At 52.4% G+C, this 19,690-nt stretch carries 12 protein-coding genes and 4 tRNA genes; 8 read left to right on the top strand and 8 right to left on the bottom strand.

What is annotated here, in order from left to right; genetic code table 11:
• Nucleotides 1–11: 11 nt before the first annotated feature.
• Nucleotides 12–686, bottom strand: coding sequence for a DUF4339 domain-containing protein (locus PLIM_RS06290; protein WP_013109482.1), 675 nt, complete (start codon nucleotides 684–686; stop codon nucleotides 12–14).
• Between the two features lie 669 nt (nucleotides 687–1,355).
• Between PLIM_RS06290 and PLIM_RS06280 the strand changes: the two genes are divergently transcribed.
• From PLIM_RS06280 to PLIM_RS06255, 7 genes are all read left to right on the top strand, one after another.
• The gene (locus tag PLIM_RS06280; RefSeq protein WP_013109480.1) at nucleotides 1,356–1,589 is read left to right on the top strand and encodes a hypothetical protein; all 234 of its coding nucleotides are present in this window, start codon (nucleotides 1,356–1,358) and stop codon (nucleotides 1,587–1,589) included.
• A 169-nt stretch (nucleotides 1,590–1,758) separates the two neighbouring features.
• Nucleotides 1,759–3,222, top strand: a complete 1,464-nt coding sequence (locus PLIM_RS06275; RefSeq protein ID WP_013109479.1) for a sulfatase-like hydrolase/transferase — start codon at nucleotides 1,759–1,761, stop codon at nucleotides 3,220–3,222.
• Nucleotides 3,223–3,683: 461 nt separating this feature from the next.
• Nucleotides 3,684–3,755 (top strand) — tRNA-Phe (locus tag PLIM_RS06270).
• Nucleotides 3,756–3,803: 48 nt separating this feature from the next.
• A tRNA-Glu gene (locus tag PLIM_RS24085) sits at nucleotides 3,804–3,876 on the top strand.
• A gap of 186 nt (nucleotides 3,877–4,062) precedes the next feature.
• Nucleotides 4,063–4,134 (top strand) — tRNA-Lys (locus PLIM_RS06265).
• A gap of 360 nt (nucleotides 4,135–4,494) precedes the next feature.
• Nucleotides 4,495–4,579, top strand: a tRNA-Leu gene (locus PLIM_RS06260).
• Between the two features lie 295 nt (nucleotides 4,580–4,874).
• Nucleotides 4,875–5,471, top strand: a complete 597-nt coding sequence (locus PLIM_RS06255; RefSeq protein WP_013109477.1) for an HNH endonuclease — start codon at nucleotides 4,875–4,877, stop codon at nucleotides 5,469–5,471.
• Nucleotides 5,472–5,638: 167 nt separating this feature from the next.
• Here PLIM_RS06255 and PLIM_RS06250 read toward each other — a convergent pair whose 3' ends face one another.
• The 3 genes from PLIM_RS06250 to PLIM_RS06240 all read right to left on the bottom strand — a co-directional run bounded on the left by PLIM_RS06250 (nucleotide 5,639) and on the right by PLIM_RS06240 (nucleotide 9,777).
• On the bottom strand, nucleotides 5,639–7,492 hold the full coding sequence (locus tag PLIM_RS06250) for a DUF11 domain-containing protein (protein ID WP_013109476.1): 1,854 nt from the start codon (nucleotides 7,490–7,492) through the stop codon (nucleotides 5,639–5,641).
• A gap of 426 nt (nucleotides 7,493–7,918) precedes the next feature.
• Nucleotides 7,919–8,614: an OmpH family outer membrane protein gene (locus PLIM_RS06245; protein ID WP_196349538.1), complete on the bottom strand. Its 696-nt coding sequence runs from the start codon at nucleotides 8,612–8,614 to the stop codon at nucleotides 7,919–7,921.
• 233 nt (nucleotides 8,615–8,847) lie between these two features.
• The gene (locus PLIM_RS06240) at nucleotides 8,848–9,777 is read right to left on the bottom strand and encodes a sugar phosphate isomerase/epimerase family protein (RefSeq protein WP_013109474.1); all 930 of its coding nucleotides are present in this window, start codon (nucleotides 9,775–9,777) and stop codon (nucleotides 8,848–8,850) included.
• Between the two features lie 272 nt (nucleotides 9,778–10,049).
• Between PLIM_RS06240 and PLIM_RS06235 the strand changes: the two genes are divergently transcribed.
• Nucleotides 10,050–11,357: a Gfo/Idh/MocA family oxidoreductase gene (locus tag PLIM_RS06235; protein ID WP_013109473.1), complete on the top strand. Its 1,308-nt coding sequence runs from the start codon at nucleotides 10,050–10,052 to the stop codon at nucleotides 11,355–11,357.
• A 276-nt stretch (nucleotides 11,358–11,633) separates the two neighbouring features.
• Here the strand turns inward: PLIM_RS06235 and PLIM_RS06230 are convergent, their stop codons facing one another.
• The 4 genes from PLIM_RS06230 to PLIM_RS06215 all read right to left on the bottom strand — a co-directional run bounded on the left by PLIM_RS06230 (nucleotide 11,634) and on the right by PLIM_RS06215 (nucleotide 19,432).
• Complete coding sequence (locus tag PLIM_RS06230) at nucleotides 11,634–13,274, bottom strand: hypothetical protein (RefSeq protein WP_013109472.1); 1,641 nt, start codon at nucleotides 13,272–13,274, stop codon at nucleotides 11,634–11,636.
• A 179-nt stretch (nucleotides 13,275–13,453) separates the two neighbouring features.
• Nucleotides 13,454–16,384, bottom strand: coding sequence for a hypothetical protein (locus PLIM_RS06225; RefSeq protein ID WP_013109471.1), 2,931 nt, complete (start codon nucleotides 16,382–16,384; stop codon nucleotides 13,454–13,456).
• 262 nt (nucleotides 16,385–16,646) lie between these two features.
• A complete protein-coding gene (locus tag PLIM_RS06220; RefSeq protein ID WP_230849443.1) occupies nucleotides 16,647–18,116 on the bottom strand; it encodes an OprO/OprP family phosphate-selective porin in 1,470 nt (489 codons plus the stop codon).
• 374 nt (nucleotides 18,117–18,490) lie between these two features.
• Nucleotides 18,491–19,432 (bottom strand): L-lactate dehydrogenase, encoded by a 942-nt coding sequence (locus PLIM_RS06215; protein WP_013109469.1) that lies wholly within the window; start codon nucleotides 19,430–19,432, stop codon nucleotides 18,491–18,493.
• Between the last annotated feature and the right edge of the window lie 258 nt (nucleotides 19,433–19,690).

Raw genomic sequence — 19,690 nt, 5'->3', positions numbered from 1 at the left:
CGGCAGGATTTTCAGGCACGCTTGGCAGTGTGTTCGGCGCAAATGGTGATTTTGCGAAGATCCTGCAAACCATGACGAAATCCTCGGATCAGTGCTGAAGCAGTGAGGAATGCGACAGCCTGGAGGAACCCAAACAGAAGTATGACAAACACTGAACCTTGCGTTGCACGCTCGTTGTTAGCCTCTGCAAAGCTGATCATGATCGAACTCACCATGATCAACACTCCCAGGATTGCTGATAGCCAGCCGTAGGTTTCCAGTTCTCCGTATTTGGGAACGTCATCTTTTGCAATCCCTGACCACTTTGGGAGTTGATTTCTTACTGGTTGTGGAACAGATGCTGTTGGAACCTGTGGAATTGGTGGAGTGACTGAAGCTTTCTTCGCAGGAGTCTCCGAGTCTGAGGGAGAGTTCTGGGAGAAATCCTGATCCGACAATGTTGTCGGCGGAGTTGGCGTTGATGTCCCCAGGACGTTGTCAATCAAGGCTTCTATGGGATCAATGGTATTGGTTCCCTGATCCAGAATCTGGATTGCTTCAGCAGCAGTCATCCAGGCACCACCACTTTCTGGACGCACTTCAGTATCAGGTTCAATTCGTCCCATCTTCATGAGTTTACGAATCTGCAATTCGTTGAGTGGCCCTTGAGCTTTTCCATCTATTTTGACAAACCACTGATTCGACATTTTGGCCCCTTTGATTCTCTCATCTATTGCCAAACGCGTTACCACGAATGAATGCGCTTTGGCCAAAACACCTGACCACTTTTAAGAGCTACCAGATCAGTGAAGCTGATCGATTGATGAGCAGCCTATTACTGTGAATTCTGGCGGAAACTGGCTACTGTGAGCGCCAGTGATTTCCGCAGAAACTCAGGCAGGTGCGGCCATTCAGAAAGTATGTATAGAAGTGAAGCGTCGTCAATTGGCAGTGATTGTGGATTAATCGGCAACCATGCTGTAGTTTCCGAAAAACCTTCGTTTTCTAACTGGTTTTCCGCAGAAAGCATCGGATTTCTAATCCGACGGTCTGTGGTTCCAATCCACATGGGCGTAGTTTCGTTTCTCACAGCAACGGCTCGCACTGGTTCGCATAATTCGTTCTCTGGCAATGAGTTATGCGGACTGTCGCCACGTGCTGCCTGACCAGCCTTCTGGCACACAGCCGCAACCTGACGCACTGTTTTGCTCCCTTCCGTTAACACCTCTGCCGCAGGTTGCCGTTCGATGGATAAAGGCGTTCCTGGCTGGATGTTCTCAGCTTCCAGGTTGGCGTCACAGGCTTCAGAGCTTGAGATTGAATTTGTTCTGTGTTGAACTCAATGCAGGAATTGTCAGCACGTCGAATTCAAAACCATGGCTTCCCCTCGCCAACCAGTGATTGAAATTCTGGAACCCGAAATGGTGGAGATTCTTCGTCAGAAGACCTCTGCCGAACGGTTGGCTCAGGCATTGCGTATGTGGGAAACCGCCCGGGAGATGATTCGGGGCACCATACGCCAACAACATCCCGATTGGAGTGAAGAACAGGTTCTGCGGGAAGCCGCCAACCGACTCAGTCACGGAGCCACAGGACATGTCCCCCGCTGATCTGACATCTTTTCAACTGTTGCAATATCTTCGCGAGTCCCAAATATCATCGATTAAGAGTGACTCCAGAATGATGACCAACCATGAGTCGAAATTTGATAGGCTCTCTTTGCTAACTTGCATGCGATACAGAGCAGCGAATTTCTCAGAGCACCGGAGATGATGAGTCATGAGACAATGGTTGTACGGGCAATTGGAAGCAGGCTGTTCACAGATCTCTGCATTCGCTTTCTGCATGCTGGCTCTGGTGATCACCCCAGTGATTGCAGCAGATCGCCCCAATATCCTACTGATCGTCGGGGATGATATGGGATATGCAGACGTAGGCTTCCATGGCTGCAAAGACATCCCGACTCCCAACCTCGATGCCTTGGCAAAATCGGGAGTTCAATTTACCAGCGGATATGTCACTGGCCCTTACTGCTCACCCACCCGGGCCGGTTTACTCACGGGGCGTTATCAGCAGCGATTCGGACACGAGTTCAACCCGTCAGGTGCCAATACCGGTCTTCCATTAACTGAAGTGACGATTGCCGACCGATTGAAACAGGTCGGTTATACAACGGGCCTGGTAGGGAAGTGGCATCTGGGTTCGCAACCCGCTATGCACCCACAAGAACGTGGGTTTGAAGAATTCATCGGCTTTCTGGGAGGGGCACACAGCTTCTTCGACGCCCAGGGAATTTTGCGCGGTCACGAGCCCGTCAAAACCATCGATTACACCACGGATCTCTTTGGTCGAGAAGCCGTTTCATTTATTGAAAAACATCGGGACAAACCATGGTTTTTGTACCTTTCGTTTAATGCCGTCCATACTCCCATGCATGCCACGGAGGATCGCATGGCGAAGTTGGCCAGCATCTCTGATCAAGAACGCCGCACTTATGCGGCCATGATGCTGGCGATGGATGAAGCGATTGGCAAAGTCCTCACGCAACTGGAAACCACCGGGCAGAAGCAAAAAACGCTGGTCATGTTCATCAGTGATAACGGCGGCCCGACAATGCCCGGCGTCACCATTAATGGCTCAATCAACACCCCTTTAAGGGGCTCCAAACGTACTACTCTGGAAGGTGGGATCAGAGTTCCATTCGTCGTCTCATGGCCCGGCAAGATTGCACCGGCGGTCTTCGATTCACCGGTTATTCAGTTGGATCTCACAGCGACTGCGCTCGCAGTGGCAGGTGTAGAAAAAGATGTTAAATCGGATGGCGTTAATCTGCTTCCTTATCTTCAAGGAAAGCAAAGCGAAGTTCCACACGCCGCACTCTTCTGGCGATTTGGGGAGCAGATGGCTGTCCGTGCCGGCGATTACAAACTTGTCCGTTACGATTCCAATGCTGACACGCTGACAGGCAAAGGGAAACAGCCCGTGACCGCTGCCAGGCTCTATGACCTCAAAGAAGATCTGGGAGAAACCAGAGATCTTGCGGCTTCCATGCCCGAAAAAGTCGCCGAACTGCAAGCGCAATGGGATCGCTGGAATCAACAGAACATGCCCCCACTTTGGGGTGGTGGCAACAAGGTCGCAAGCGATGGCGAGCCCCGCTCTGGCCAATCGGGAAAAGCGTCTCAAAAATTTGAGAAGTCAGAAAAAAGAGCCAAACAGTCGACGAGTGGCGAAAGTCAATAACCGACCACGATCTGTTCGAGAAACCCGTCTGAACTATATCCTCGACTTTTTTACATTTTTGGGCGAACTTCTGTGTGTGAACCTCTGTCATTCCTGGCGGCAATTGTAGGCATCGCGTGATTCCTCCAATTGATTCACTGAGCATCGAGAGTAGCAGAGTTTCATCATGTCCCAACAGAGCGGATCTCAAGCCATACAACTGGTAGATGCCCAGAGGAAACACAGCCCCGTGGCATGTTTTCATCAAGTCGACAGCCAAGTACCGCATTTTTCAGGCTTGATCGTTTTGATCCGTGAAAAGTATCCGGCTAATGCAGAATCCGAGTTATCCAGTGAGCTCTATCGACTCAGGTGACAACTGCGGGATGTTCGCCCGGCTGATCAAGCCCGGCATCACCTGCTGAACAGCCAGTGTGATGCCGGGCTTGCTGTTGATATTGAAGCTCTATGCAACGAATTAAGGGCTGGTAGCTGAGATGGTGTAGCGTCTGGCTGAAGACCAGAAGACAAGGATTCGAGCGCCTTCCAGCCCAATTCATTTCCAGTTCAGAACTGAATCACAATTCACGAAAAGACAATCTGGCTCGTTCGACTTCTGGTGAGGTTACCAGCCTTTCACGCTGGGCAGGTTGGGTTCGAATCCCACACGAGCTAATGAATCATTCGGGATGAAGGGCACCGGCCGCCCGCGTGTCTTGGGCACACGACGAAGTCAGTTCGATTCTGACCTTCCCGACTCTTTCGTTCAGATTTGTTCCGCAACCAATTCATCTTGATTCAATAGTAAAGACTCCCTGATGACTATCGATAATCCCGATAAACGCCCCGCCCCTCCCTATTGGGGTTGTGGTGTAATGGTAGCACATCGAGCTTTTAACTCGTTCCGTGGGGGTTCGAATCCCTCCAACCCCATCCAGCATCTCAGGGTCTGAATCCTGAGAACAGATATCTTCGAATTTACGAGAGATCGACCTCATCCACACAAACTACGCACTCATGATGTAGCACCAATAACCCGTCTTGCCATGACGGAAGAGCTGGTTCAAATTCCGCTGAGTGCAGTGCATGATTTCAAGCGTCGGCTGAGTATGGGCGTACTCAAGTGGCTGTAACGCACCCGCCTGCGGGCATTGATGGTTCGAATCCGTCCCGACGCAATCATAGAAGCGGCTCTATATGAAATAGAACTCACTCGTCACGCATTCCGGACGATTTTCAGAAATGGGTTGAACAGGAAGTTCGATGACCAACCTTCAATGAGCCGAATTACACGATCAAGTGGTGCAACTGGTAGACACGCGACGCTCAAAACGTCGTGCCCGATTCGGGCTTGGGAGTTCGACTCTCCCCTTGATCAATTATCGAGAATCGATTCGCGGAGACGATCAGATACGCAAACTGGAAAAGCGGCCATGTCGAGAACGTGGTGAGTTTGTGGGTTCAACTCCCACTCTGATCAATGGCGCTGCGCCCTTCGCCTCTTCGAAAGACTCCAGCCCAACCTGCTGAAGAAAAAGGTACCTACCTATTGGCGATGATGACGAGATCGACCACAGGCGAGGGCCGGAGAGTCAGCATTTCGCACTAATAACTATCGAAAGTATTTTAGAACTTTCGATTCGACGACTTCTTCAAGGAAAGGAGCAGACATTGTGGTTGCCATGTTGACAAGACCCACTCTGGTGCTCAATCGAAACTGGCAGCCGGTCGGTGTCGCTTCGGTCGCACGCTCATTATCTCTAGTTGCCAGTGGCAGAGCGCGCATTGTTGACCCTGCTGATTATCAACTCTATACCTGGCAAGACTGGTCGAGACTCATCCCTCAGCAGGATAAGCCCTTCGTACAATCGGTCACATTCCGCCTGCGCGTCCCTGAGGTGATCACATTAACCGGGTATGATCGAGTTCCCCGCCAAGTGGTGACATTCAGTCGGCTGAATCTCTACAAACGGGACCAGTATACCTGTCAGTATTGTGACGCAAAACCTGGTTCAGAAGAACTGACGATCGACCATGTTCAACCGCGGTCGCGTGGAGGAACCAGCACCTGGGAGAATTGTGTACTGGCGTGTATTGCCTGTAACAACAAAAAAGCGAACCGCACGCCTCAGGAAGCCCATATGCCCCTGCGGAAAATGCCAATTCGCCCCACATGGCAGCCACTCTACTCCCGGCACAATCTGAAGATTCAAAGCTGGAGAAAGTTCCTGAGTGAAGCCTACTGGACAGTCGAACTGGATGGTTCGTAACTCATTGCAACCAACCAGCCGACGAACGCGGAAACGAATGATGCTGCATAGGCATCAAAAAAAGCTGGCGGTTAGAGAATCTTCTCTAACCGCCAGCTTTAAGTCTTCAGGCAACTTCAAATGGTGCGATCGATGGCACGCATGGCTCGTCGATGAACCAACACCTGTTAGCGACGAACGTCTGAGTAGAACTTGGTTTGTTCTTCGATCAGCAGTGGTTCTTCGATCGAGTTGCTGGTGACGCGGGCCCGGAAGCGGAGATTCCCTTCCTGTGTGCTGCGAACATGAACTCGGAAGATCGCTTCGGTTCCTGGAGCCAGACTGGCCAGTGGTTTGAAGCCGACGATGCGACCATCGCTGATGCCTTCTGTCGCACCCCGGGCATTGATCAATTCCAGACCGGCGGGCAGATCACAAGTGACAGTGACACCTGTCGCGGCCTTGGTCCCTTCGTTGGAAACTCGAATTTCGTAGGCTGTTTCGCCACCCACTTCGACAGGATCATCCAGATCGATCACCTTCATCGAGAGTGCTGAAGAACCTTCGACGTTCGTTGTTGTTGAGGCTTCCACCATGGAGGCGGTGTCGTTGGCAGCCTGAGCGGTAATGGCAAACGAACCCAGAGCATTGGCAGTCAATTCGCAGATCAGATTGACAGATTGATTCGGCTCAATCCGACTCACGAGCCAGGAAACCTGATTGCGGCTGGAATCGAACTTTCCACCCTTATCTGCCGATACAAATTCAAAGCCTTCAGCCACATTCTGAGTGACACGTACATTGGTGGTCGGGACACTTCCGTCGTTCTTGACTGTCACGACATACTTGGCATTACGACCTTTGTATCGCAAGCCAGGCCCCTCGATGGCGACCTGAAGTGCAGGTGCGAGAACATTGATGACAGACGATGCGGTATGACCTGCATCCGAGGTGCTGGTGGCAACGACCGTCACAGTTTGACGGCCACCTTTGACAGCAGCCACAGGGAGTCGAATCGTCTGAGATTCACCCGCATTGATCGAACCCACATCCATGACAAACTGACTACCCTTGCTGCATTCGAGCCCTTCGCTCAACGTGACGTCGAGCTTGACATCGTGAGCAATACCGCTGCCAGGGTTAGAAATCACCACTGTCTGTGATGCAGGATCACCGACCATGATGTCTGATGGCCCCTTGAGTGCGACCTTGAGCAAAGGCTCTTCCACGCGGAAGGCAGCGGAAGCCGAACCTGTCAGGCGGACAGTGGCGTTCGTTGCGAGCTCGCCACGACGGCTGGGAATCATCTTGATGGTAACTTTGTACTCACTACCGGCAGGAATCGCTTCGATGTTCCAAGTGAGATGATCGGTAATGGTCGCTGGTTTTGGCACAGCACTGGTCAAGCGAACGGTTGTCGGGAAAAAGCCATCAACCGAAACTTTTGACGCTGTCGTTGTCCCCGTGTTGCGAACAATCAGATCGACCGTGCATTCTTGACCGACGTTGATATCGGATCTGCGGACCCACTCCACATTCAGTGAAGGAATCTGTGGAGCAAGATCGACGCGAGAGGTGCTGTTCGCTTTAGGAGTGCTGCTCGCGGCTCGTTCTTCTGTATGACGCACAGGCTGAATAAAACTGTTATTCCCTTCGGCCTTCTTGAAGGCCGCTGTACCTAATGGAGCGTCGTTATCGGTCTCACTGCTCCAGGCAGCGGTTCGCTCTCCACCGGCACGCATCGCACCGGTTTTATCAGGTGCTGCGGATTTGGCTGAAGCTCCAGTGACTTTACTATCTTTAACAGGCGTCGCCTTGGGAGCTTCACCAAATAGCTCACTATATTTGCTAGAACTGGTGCTGCTAGTACCAGCCCCGGCCTGTGCAGGCTGAGTTCGCGAGTACTTCGTCGGCACATCGGCCGATGGTGTCGCAGCAATCCGTCCGGCTGGCTTGGTTGTTGAAGTTTCAGCAGCCGGGCACAGGCTGGGAGCGAGTGCAGCCGCTGCAGACATAGCGAGAACCCACACTCTTCTAGGCATCGAAACGCTCCTTCCATGAGCCGGTCAACGGCGATTTTCGCCGCAATTTGCCTCGTCATTCCGGAGGGGCTTATCTCCGGATCCATCCATCATCTCGTATCGGCGCAAATAGAACTGCGGATTGATTCGAATAGAGTGACTGTAACGATTTTTCTCAAGGTTCCAGATGTTTGTGAAGAATTGAAGGAGATGATGAGATTGCAGAGATCGAAATCCAACTCTCTAATTGTTCGCACCCCAGCGAACAATGGCGTGTGGAGAGGCTGTTAAACATGCTTGCTCAGAGCCGCCAGCATGGCACGATAAGGGCTGTTGAATCCTCGAATCAGTATTAAAACCTATTGATCTGCAGCAAAAAAAAACAGCCAGAGGTTGCCATCTCTCGGGCGAACCTCTGGCTGAAAGGAACTGGAACTTAGGGGGGGCTTATTCGTTGGGAAGTTCCGGCGCTGGTGTCGTATTGGCAGGAGTTGTGGCCTCATGTTCTGAAGGCAAAGCGGGAGCCATCGACTTGGCGGCAGCCTCTGTCTTTGCTGCGACATCGGCAGTACCGAGATGAATGGTTCCCCGACCAATTTTGGCCGAGACGGCTTCAGTGATTTCGACACCGGGTGAGATCGCCAATAGTAAACCATCATTTTTGGGAATGATGACGGAGTAGCCTTTCTCTTTGGCGATTTCAGCCATGACCGGCTTGATCTGCTCACGGAACTGGGCCACCAATTTCAGTCGCTCCTGGTCGAGCAGAGTTTTGGCGGTGTTACGAGCACTCGCCAGAGCACGATTCGCGCTTGCCTCGAACTGTTGCAGTTTCTGGGCTTCTTCACGAGAAGGCAATTCACCGGCTGCTGTTTTCCGGTTCGCCAGTTCCTGCCTCAATTTTGCTTGAGCAGTCAGCAGTTCACCATTGAGGGTCTGTTCTTTTGCAGCGAGTTTGGTTTTGATTTCTGCCGTGACGCCTGTCAGTTCTGCCACCTGATCCAGATCCACCACAGCCACGGCACCACCTGCTGGCTGCTGATTGCAACCGGTCGAAAACGGAGCCAGAAGGCTGAATCCGAGGAGTGGAGCGAAAAAATTCCAGCGTTTAGATGTTTTCAAACCGCACATAATCTTTGACATGGTCTTGGCTTCCCGAAACATAACTATGGGGCCCAATCGGGCAATGGGCGTGGGTTTCGCTCCTTTCGAAAAGCATGTCCAGAGGGAAATCAAACAAGTAGCAATACGTTCCAAAGAAAAGCGGCCAATCCTGCCGATCGGCAAGAGTGGCCGCATGTTTCTGCCATCCATTTGGTGCCTGTCGCCTTCAGCTTGCCCAGAATTCAGATTTTATCTGATCACGGGCAACAAGGTCAGCTTTGCCAGGTCGCGAAGATTTTATCCATACGCCCCGAGATCTCTGTCAGGCGTTCTGCACCACCGCCGCCCACTTCGGCAGTCGCCCAGCCCGAAAAGCCGACTTCCTTCAGTGCGGCAAGAACTTCAGGCCAGTCACAGTCGCCTTCCCCAATCTCGACGCCAAAACCAGCGCCCTTCCCCTGGGTATTGGCTTTCGACCGGCTGAATTCCTTGATATCGATTTTGCCAATCCGCGGGCCTAATGTCCGAATCCAATGTTCAGGCCAGCCATAATGGACAATATTGCCGACATCAAAATAACTGCCAACGAGAGGCGATTCGAACTCGTCGATGTAATGGGCACATTCGACCGGGCTGAGCAGGAAGTTATTCCATACATTTTCAAAGAGGATCTTAATCCCCAACTCTTTGGCTAAAGGCAACGCCTTGCGAATCTCTGCCTGTGATCGTTTGTAGGCGTCTTCGTACGAGATCTTTTTGTTGACGACTGCTGGAACAAGCAGGACGGTATCACCGCCATAGAATTTTGCGTCGTGCAAGGATTCTTCGAGTGCTGCCAACCCTTTGGCACGCACTGCTTCATCTGGGCTCGACAGCGGCAGTGACCAATGGTCGTAATCCACAACGCCATGAACAAGCAAGCCAGTCGATTTGGCAGCCTCGACGACTTCATTCTTGTCTTTAACCCGGGCATCCATGTCGATCCCCTCGAAGCCAGCGGACTTCACCGCTGCAAACTTCTCGGCGATTGTCCCTTTCACACCCACCATGCTGTATTTGACAGCTTTCCTGAGTGGCCCTTTGGGTTGAGGGGTACTCTGTGAGGCGGAGGGTTCCTGGGTCATCGCAAATCCATGGTTTGCAAGGAGGGATGTGGCACCATAGGCACTGGCGGCAGTCATCAGAAAGTCTCGTCGATCCATGGGGCAGTTTTCCTCTTGGTTGGCTGGGCACAGAGTTTGATACGTCCATCAAGGCAGGTCTGTGGGCTGGCAACACTGTGCCGAAGGGTGATGGCAGATCTGCAGACAGTCTGATCATCATCTTGCTGAAAATCTGTTCCCACGAATAAGCCAAGATTTTCGTAAAGATTTCTCGCGATTCACAGTCTCTATCTGGTACAGTGTTGCGGGCGGAAAAGTCAATCCGCTTGGTAACTTCCACACACGCCTTTTCAAATCCTGCCGAGGTATTGATGACAGACACCCCCGCCACACACCCATCAGCACAAGCCAATCGTCGAGACTTTTTGAAGACCTCTGCCGTCGGGGCCACTGCCGTGGCACTGGCTTCACAAATTGCCACACGGGCCTACGCCGCTGCTGACGATACGCTGCGGATTGGACTGGTCGGCTGTGGTGGCCGTGGAACCGGTGCGGCAGCACAGGCCCTTTCGGCTGACAAAAACACCAAGCTGGTCGCTATGGCAGATGCCTTTGGCGATAACATCGAAAACTCACTGAAAAATCTGCAGTCCAACGACAGCTTTGCAGGTCGCATTACCGTCGACGACGCCCACAAGTTCACAGGCTTCGACGGCTGCAAGAACATGCTGGCTGCGGGCGTCGATGTCATCCTTCTCTGTTCGCCACCACACTTCCGGCCAGAACATATGAAGCTGGCTGTTGATGCGGGTGTGCACATGTTTGTCGAAAAACCGATTGCGGTTGATGCCCCTGGCGTTCGCTCGGTTCTGGAGACTTCAAAGAAGGCGGCCGAAAGAAACCTGGCTGTTGTCTCGGGCCTCTGCTGGCGCTATGACTACGGCATGCGAGCTACGTTCGAGCAGATTCATCAGGGAACGATTGGTGATATCGTTGCCATGCAGTGCAGTTACGACACACGCGGTTTATGGCGTAAACCCCGCAAGCCCGAGTGGAGTGATATGGAGTGGCAGGTTCGCAACTGGCTCTACTTCACGTGGCTTTCGGGTGACCATGGCAACGAGCAGGCTATCCACAGTCTCGACAAGATGGCCTGGGCGATGAAGGATGTTCCACCAGTGGTTTGTAGTGCCACGGGTGGTCGTCAGGTGCGTGTCAGCCCCGATTTTGGCAACATCTACGATCACTTTGCCGCCACTTACGAGTATGCGAATGGCGTCAAAATGTTCTTCCGCAGCCGCCAGCAGGATGGCACCCAGGTCGATGTCAGCGATCACGTTCTGGGAACCAAGGGCCGTGCAGATATCTTCAAGCACCGGATTGTGGACAACGAAGGCAAGGTGATCTGGAAGTACGAAGGCCCGAAGAACAATATGTATCAAACCGAACATGACGAACTCTTCGCTTCGATTCGCAAGGGACAGCCGATTAACAATGGCGAATACATGTGCTACAGCACCATGCTTGCCATCATGTGCCGCATGTCGGCCTATACCGGTCAGAAAATCACCTGGGAGCAAGCCATGAACAGCCAGGAAGTTCTGGGCCCCAAGGCTTACGAGTGGGGTCCACTTCCTGTGGAACCAGTGGCCATGCCCGGCTTGACACAGTTCATCTAGTCACACGTCAGATGATTGACTCAATGCATGCTTTCGGGGCTCAATCAATGATTGAGCCCCGTTACTTTTCGACGTGGTTTCAGGCTGATACTCCAAATTCAAAGAGAGTTATTCAAGCGCCATTGAGAGAAACTCAGCCGTCCTGACGAGTCACTCGCAACGAGAGATCCATGGCGAGTTGAGGTCAATGAAGCATGCTTGCTCCGAGCCGCAAGCATGGCAAAATAGCGGTGGGGACCGACTGACTTCAGAAGAGATCAAATCGGGTTGGCGAACTTACTTGTCAGATCCCGATTTTTCTGGAGCGACCTGATCGAAGTAGGACTTGATCGACTCATGATAACCCGGGGGAATCTGCTCCTGCTGGATGGCTTCGGCAACGCCCTGCTTCACTGCCGTGGCGGCTTTTCGATAATCTTCGCTCGCCTGACCTTTTTCGCCCAACCCTTGAGTTTTGATCGAGAGGAGCATCTTACCGGCAGTGACCTGAGATTGTGACTTTTCATCAACGAAGGATGTTTCCACCGAATCATCCTCCTGAGCTTTGCCACCTCTGCCGATCCCTTCTCCTCCTAATCCATTACCATTCCCTTTTCCTTGTCCATCACCTTGACCATTGCATTTGGCCAGCATTTCCTTGTAGAGCTTCTCATAATCAGAAAGTGACTGGCACTGCTTGCACTTTTCCCCATCGAGAGGGTCAAGCTCGTTGAGCTTTTTGGCAGCCTGAATTGCCTTAAGGGCTTTCTCCAGATTCTGCATGTCCTTCAGATTCTCCATGGCCTGGGAGAGTTCCATCTCAGAGAGTTCCATCGATTCCATCGCAGCCTGCATGGCTTCGCTGGGATTTCCTCCATCTTTCTGGGCCAGTTGAGCCTGTTGCCGGGCTCGTTCGAGGGCTTTGGCCATTTCCTCAGAACCGAACTCTTCCCGAGCGAGCTTTTCGAGATTTTCCAGCCGCTTTTTCAATTGTTCCAGCTTCTCTGCCCGCTCGACAGGGTCTTCTGTCTTGGCCAGCTTTTCCAGTTCGTCCTTAATTTGCTCCATCGTCTCTTTGAGAGGTTGCATATTGCCCGAGCGCAACGCCTCTTTGGCCTTTTTCCTCAAGGTCTCGGTCTCTTCATCTCCAAATTTCTGACCTTCTTCAGAGGGGGATGATCGACTGGCCGAAGGTGAACTTTTCGAAGCGGCTTTGACCTTCCACTGCTGGCTGATCTCTTTCTGCTGCTTCAACAATTCTTTGCGGTTTTCTTCTTTGCGGGATGGTTCCATTTTCTGGAATGCGAGCTTGAGATTTTCCTCAAGCTGCTGGTCTTGAGTGGTGTCCCGTGATTCCTGGGCCCGCTTGAGCTCGGTCTTGCGAACTTCTGTCATCTTGCGAGTGAGGTTCAGTTGAGCCGAACGCTGCTCAATAACGGCGGCCTGTGCGCGATTGCCAAAGAGATCCCACTGGGGAAGAAAGAATTGGATTCCGCCTGCCAGCAAAATTAAGCCGAGCAGTGGACGAATTCTTCGTGAAGGATTCCAGGGTGACACTTTGGCTGGCACCACGGATTGGGCTTTGGCATGGGCCACAGCCAGGACGACAGGCTGATACTCTCCCACGGATGACGACAGACGAGATACTGTCAAAAACAGATCTTTCTCGCCCAGTGCACGATCCACCTGATGGGCCGCTTCCGAAAGTGTGGGCCGCTTCAGAAAAATGGCAGCCAGTAGTGCTGCTGCGGGGACAATCGCCAGCCAGACGTACATGATCATCTGTTCCGGCGCAAATGCCGTTAGTCGATTCACAATGGTGAGTACAGTCATGGAAGCTGTGAGCACCAGTAGATTGAGCATGGCAAGCTCAGCCCATTGGCCCAGTGCCATCCGTCGGCGAACTTTTTCGAGCAGGTGAGTGGTCACATCATTCATGGACATATTCCCGCCAGACTGAACAAAAACTTCATAACGAAGTATAGCCAGAAGTTAGCACCGAAACGAGAGGGGATTATTCAGCGAATCTGATGCAGATCTCGGGAAATTCGTTCCCGATTTCTCGACCTCGAACCAGAATCTCAGGTTTTGGAGATATTTTGCGTCAGAATCAGTCGCTACCTGGAACTGAATTCGTTCCCGGTTGCTGGCGAATCCTGGCCGGTCTTCACGACCCAGCGGTAGTTCAGAATTCGTCGGCCATTTTCCTGTTCAAGCCGCAACCAGAGCGTCTGACCATCAAAACGTGCCCCGTCGGGAAGATAAAAAATCTTCTTGTCGAGGCCCTCGCCAAGTCGAGGGATATTCACGCGTTGCCTGCGTTCATTGGGGATAAACAGGCTGCAACGGAAATCGACAATCTCTTCGGGAACTGTCCGATTCGTCACCCGCTGCTCGATTTCGAGTCGTCCATCGGGAAGGAGTCGATCAATCACTTCGATGGTAATGTCATCCAGCCCCACTCGATAAACCAACGGCATGCGGAATTCGTAGTGCTGATCTGCATCGATTTTGAAGACGATCTCGGCCTCGTGATCACCCAGACTGGCGGTGGCCGGCAATAGAAAGCGGAAAGGAATCCGCCAGGGCTCACGAGCTCTCAACTGAAGATTGCTGCTGCGTGGCTCCGCGTTCCATTCTTTAGGAAGCAAAAGCTCAACTGTGGCAGAAGCCCCTTGTGGAAACGTATTCGTGCCAACCAGTGCATCCTCATGCATCCCATATTCACTGCGGCATCGACCCCGTTCAAAATGAGTGGCTACGCGCCATTTCGCCAGTGCCGGCGAACATTTTCGAACAATGATCGGGACTGGGCCTACCGGGAGAAGCTGCTGTCCAGTGACTTGATCAATCAATAGTTTTCGCTGGCGTCCCCATAGATCGACGAGTACGGCCTCATTTCCCAGATGCGCTTTCTCGATGGTCTCCCGTTGGTTCCAGAGAACCACGCAGGCTTCATGCTCATCAATAAAGACCGCATTTTCGCTGCGCTGAGGCAAAGTGAAGGCCCCTGCAAACTCCTTTCCCGACAACGAGATCGCCAGAGTTCGCCAGGGGAGAAACATGTTTCCTGGCGAACCATCTGGACTGAACACTCCGGACTGTGGATGAAACGGATCTCCATGCAGAATGGTTTCGATACCAGCTTTGCGCTGCTCGATCATTCGTTTGGCCAGTTCGCCCGCAATCTGAGGGGGAGTTGTTCCCTTCAAATCGGATGCTTGCAGAACCACCCACTGCTCAGCAGTCTCCGCGGAATTCCGTTTGGGCAACTCGAGACTTGCCGGACTGATGACAAAGTCGATCCCGCGAGGAAGTTCTTTGCTTTGAGGTGTCCAGGCAGTTCCCACCATTGAGCCACGACTGATCGACTGAATTTCACTGCGGGCCACGCGAAAGCCAAGGACCGTATTCAGGCCATCAACAAAACTGTGATCGCGATCACTCCCCAGTTGCCAGCGTCTGATATGCGAACCATATCTGGCCAGGGCAGGATGCATCGAATCTGCCCAGATTTCTCGCGGCAGCGAAAAGATCTCGGCAGAGCCCTGCCACTCCTGGCTGGTCATGGCCTGTAATGGTTTGGGAGGCGCACCAAAGACGCCCACAATTGTGACACCCTTTTCGGCCAGATCTTCAAAGAACTCTGTCGTTTCACTCATCAGAGCTGGATCGTCGGCTGATTCCCAGACAGGGTACTTCACCCAGGAAGTCGCTGTCTGATCGACCATGGCCGAGAGAGTATTCAAAACTCTTTGTGGCATGACGGAAGGGACTGACCAGCCAAACTCGCCTGTGGTCAGTGGTTTTTCCAGAGTTTCGAAACGCACGAAGGGCCTGGTCTTCTGCAAGACCAGCACGCCAGCATGTGTCAGCCGGGCTTCCATCTGGTAGTGACCATACTCCAGTTGATCCAGATTCCACGTCACTCGCCTGGGTTCCGCCACAGTGGTGGGCTGCGCGTTTGCACTTTGATCGACAGGCTTTGACTGCTCAGGCTTCAAAGTGCGTTGATCTCGGGCAATCAAGTTGCCATCCACATCGCGCGCCGTCAGATCGAGTTGATACTCAAGAGTAGGTTCCAGCCCGGTAAATGCCATATCCAGATTGAAGTTCAGGTCTTTATCCTGAAAGCAATTGAGAGGCGAACTGCCCCAGTCGATATTGGGAAGTCGCACCACCTGCAGATCTGCAAACCAGACATCCCCGCGGACGTCGGTTTGAAGTCCATCCACTACGTGACAACCGACAACCACAAATGCTGCTTGAGGCGGGAGGGAAACGGGGCCAATTACAGCCGCTTCCCATGCCTGACTGCCGGAGACGGGCTGTGATAACCAGCGTGCCAATCGCTCTCTTCTGGCATCGAGAACTGAGATCGAAATGAGACCCGCAGAATGATTCAGCCCTGAGGTCTGAATACTCCCGGTCACCGCCAGATTGTAATTGGGATCGACTCGCACCAGTGGACTGTAAAAGACCGCCGGGCCACCGTTGACTCGAAATCGCAGTGCATGATGATCCAGCCCCGGCGGACTTCGATCAATCATCGATTCGACATAGCGTGGAAAAGGTGCCCCTTTGCGTCGAAGCCAACCATCCGGCAGGTCATCCTGATCAAGATCCTCCTGATCATCAAACCGAAATTCCTGAACAACCGTGGCTCCGGAAAAATGCCGAGCGATCTTTGGCGCCGAAAGTTCCTTGCGGAAAGTCTCAGCAACTTTTTGAGGAGCGATCACCGGCTGGTTGGCGGGAAGATTTCCTGAGGGGAGAGGTTCACTATGGGCGTTATCCAGATGAATATCGCTGGCGGATGGTTTACCTGCTGCCTGATTCTCGGGTGGTGCCGCTGGTCGAGATTCTTCGGCGAGCGTCTGAGTGTGTAAAACAATAAAATAGACCCAGACATACCAGCATCGAAAGATGACGGGCCATGTCTTGAACAAAGACCTTCGCAAGCTGGTACTCAGGCGGAACCTCAGCATATTGGCCCTGACGGCGAAAGAATCGCCCGCCAGACTCCCCTGGAAACTATGAATCTGCATTCTTGGAAACCTGGACATACAGATTCATCGGCAGAAATTGCAGCCCGAGCCGACGAGACAGTCCCTGATTGATCACAGGAGACGAAGGAGTTTGCCGAATGATTGCAATCTGTCGATTTCGAAGAGTTTCGGGGACGTCCGTGTTCCCAAATTCCCGTGTTCCCCAATACCACTGCGCACGAGTTCGGCTTTTGAGCCGACCGGAACAATAGCAGCCCGGCTTGCCGAGAAATTGCTCGTTCGACGTGAATCTGAACCCGGCTTAAAAATCCCAGTTCACACGCATGCCGACAAAATTGGCCGAGCTGGTACCGAAGTTTTGTTTGTAAAGGATCGGGTGAATGTAGTTGAACTGCACCTTCGTGTAAGGGTTCAGATACCAGTTGACCCCAAAAGTGAGGTCATGGAGATTGCCTCCCTGAATGTTCTGGTCATTCAGATCAAGCCAGGACCAGCGAGCAGCCAATTCCCAGGCACCCGGCCCCGAAGGTGTCTCTGTTGATCCCGGTGCTGGCAAAACATTAGTGAAAGGAATCGGGCGCCCAAACATGCCAATTGGCCTTGAGTTTTTGTTCTGGGCGACGGCGTAGGGTCGATGCTCACCAGTGACGAACCAGCTTACAAATGCATAAGCTCCGTGGAAATTCACACGCGGCCCATTGATCTGATCGACCTGCACATAGTTGTATTCGGTCTGAAATGAAAGCGGCCCACGCACAAAGGCCATTTCAAAATTGATCAAGTCGACCGTACTGGCAGGAATGTTCCCCGTGTTCACAAAGTTCGGAATGCTCGCCCCACCAGATTCGGACATACGGATTTCTGGTGTCGAAGCAATGCTGTAAAGACGATCATCCGGCCGCCGGATGCTGTGAGCAAATCCAAAGTGATTCAAATAGCGTGTGTTGGCTTTATCCAGCCCCGGTGCCCACACAATACGGTGAGAAAAAGCCCAGTCAGGAGAGTCTCCTGTGTCATCGCCGTAGTTGTCGCTGCCTGACTTGAAAAAGCCATATTGCCACATCAGACGCTGAGATTCTGTGGCGTTATGGACAGCGATTCCTGTGTTGCGTGCCGGAGCAATCGCATCGGCCAATCCTCGCTCCATAAAAGTGCTGAACCGATTGGCCGAGAGCCTTTCGAGGCTGAAGGGTTCAAAGAAATGCCCAACACGGATGGTCCCAAAATATTTGACATTATGATGCCCCACCCAGACATCCAGAAATGAGGGTCTGCCGGGGAGAGCAAAATCCATTTCGATGCGGTACTCGTAATACTCCTGATATCGTCCGACGGCTCCCAGCCGGGCTCTACGAAAATCGGTACCATTGGGTGCGTTGCCGACGGCCAGACGATTTTCCTCGGATTGATCGGAGAAGACCGTGTCGACCTGAAGTTGGGCAGTCCAATCGATGGAGGGAAGTTTTTGCTTGGCGGCCTTGGCTGCGAATTCAGACTTCTTCTGCTGTGCTCTTTCTTCCGCCAGCTCGTTCTCAATGAGATCCAGACGTTGTCTCAGGAGACGAAGATCCTCCATCAATTGATCATTTGTTGAATCCGATTCATCGGCGGCAGGGGCAGGCAGCAGCTCGTCGGGAAGCTTCAGAAAATCCTGATCGCTCTGTGTCAGTAACTCCGGCTCAAAGTGAACCGGTGCCTGAGAGTGCTGGGCAAGAACCGGGTCTGCACCTAGACAGAAAGTCCAGGTCGTTACCAGCCCAGCAATAAGCATCACTTTGGTGAAACGTAAAGTTCGCTGAAATCGGGCAGATGAATTCAAACCAATACGATGGCTCTTACGTCTTCGCTGAACCTCTGGCAAGAATATTTGCTGAGCAAACATTGGGAGGAGTTCAATCAGTGAAGAGGGGCAGGCAGGCTGAACTGGTGCCAAATGGCACGAACAGTTCAGATGAATGAAAGGCGGGATTAACGATTATATCGACTGGCGAAGCTACGAAAGTTAATCCACTGATATTCCATTTTTTGAACAATTACTGCTCAAAAGCCTCCATTATCCTCAATCCCCTGAGGCTTTGGCAGATTCTGCCTGTTCAAGCCCGGTTCCTTCCTCACGAACTCCAAATCAAATCGCGAGTAAACGCATCACTTTTCAATCGAACTGATGGCCTCTTTCAGGACGAGAGCGCTTTTTCGCAATCCCTGATGCTCCTCCGGAGCCAGATGCAACGGAATCGTCGATTGGACGCCAGAACCTCCCACAACCCGGGGCATCGAGAGTGTGACGTCCTCGACACCTTCAATCAGCTTTTCGCGCGCACAGACTGTCAGCACGGCTCGATGGTCATTCAGGATGGTTTTCACCAGTCGCGCCAGTGCTGAACCGATCCCATAGTAAGTCGAGCCTTTTCCTTGAATAATGCGATACGCGGCACCACGCACCCGGTCATCGATAATCTGCTTCTGATGCTCATGCAGACAGATTCCCAGCGAATGGCAGTATTCATCGAGGTGCAGCCCGGCCACTGTGGCCAGCGACCATGTTAAAACCTCGGAATCGCCATGCTCACCAATCACATAGGCATGGACATGGTGAGAATCGACCAGTAAGGCTTCTCCCACCAGCGTACGAAACCGCGCGGTATCCAGCATGGTTCCCGAGCCAATGACTCGACTCGAAGACATGCCGTAACGCATGGCGATATTCGCTGTGAGGTGTGTCATGACATCGACAGGATTTGAGGCCACCACAATCATGGCACCCGGCGCATATTTGAGGACCTGAGGAACAATCTCTTCAAAGACCGCCTTATTGCGGCCCAGGAGTTCGAGACGAGTTTCCCCGGGTTTCTGACTGACACCTGCTGTGAGAACAACAACACTCGCATTGGCCAGATCTGAATATCCACCAGCTTTTACCCGCAGATTATGGGCAAAAGGGACGGCATGAAAAAGATCGTCGGCTTCCGCTTCGGCTCGTGCGGTGTTGCGATCGACCAGAACAATTTCCCGGCCAATACCACTCATGATCATGGCAAATGCAGCCGAGGAACCGACCATACCACAACCGACAATTCCAACCTTCATGTGATGTTCCTATCTGTTCCGAAACGCCATCTTGCCGATGGACGCACCAGCAAATCTCCGGGCAAACACAGACTTCCCCCTCATGAGGTGAGTCTCTTCCCGAAAGAACTGCGAACCTGACAAATCGCATTAGACTCTGGCAGGGATCCACAAACAAAGAAGATTTCACTCGAACCTGTTGGCTTTGGGGAAGTGTGTCTTTTTCGCAGGTTCAGGTCAGCTCGACTGACGAGTTCCAGTCAGCTCAAAGAAAACATC

Origin of the sequence: Planctopirus limnophila DSM 3776 (assembly GCF_000092105.1) — a bacterium.
Lineage (GTDB): Bacteria > Planctomycetota > Planctomycetia > Planctomycetales > Planctomycetaceae > Planctopirus > Planctopirus limnophila.
Note: the sequence above shows the minus strand (reverse complement) of the source record. Positions and strands in the feature narration are given on the sequence as shown.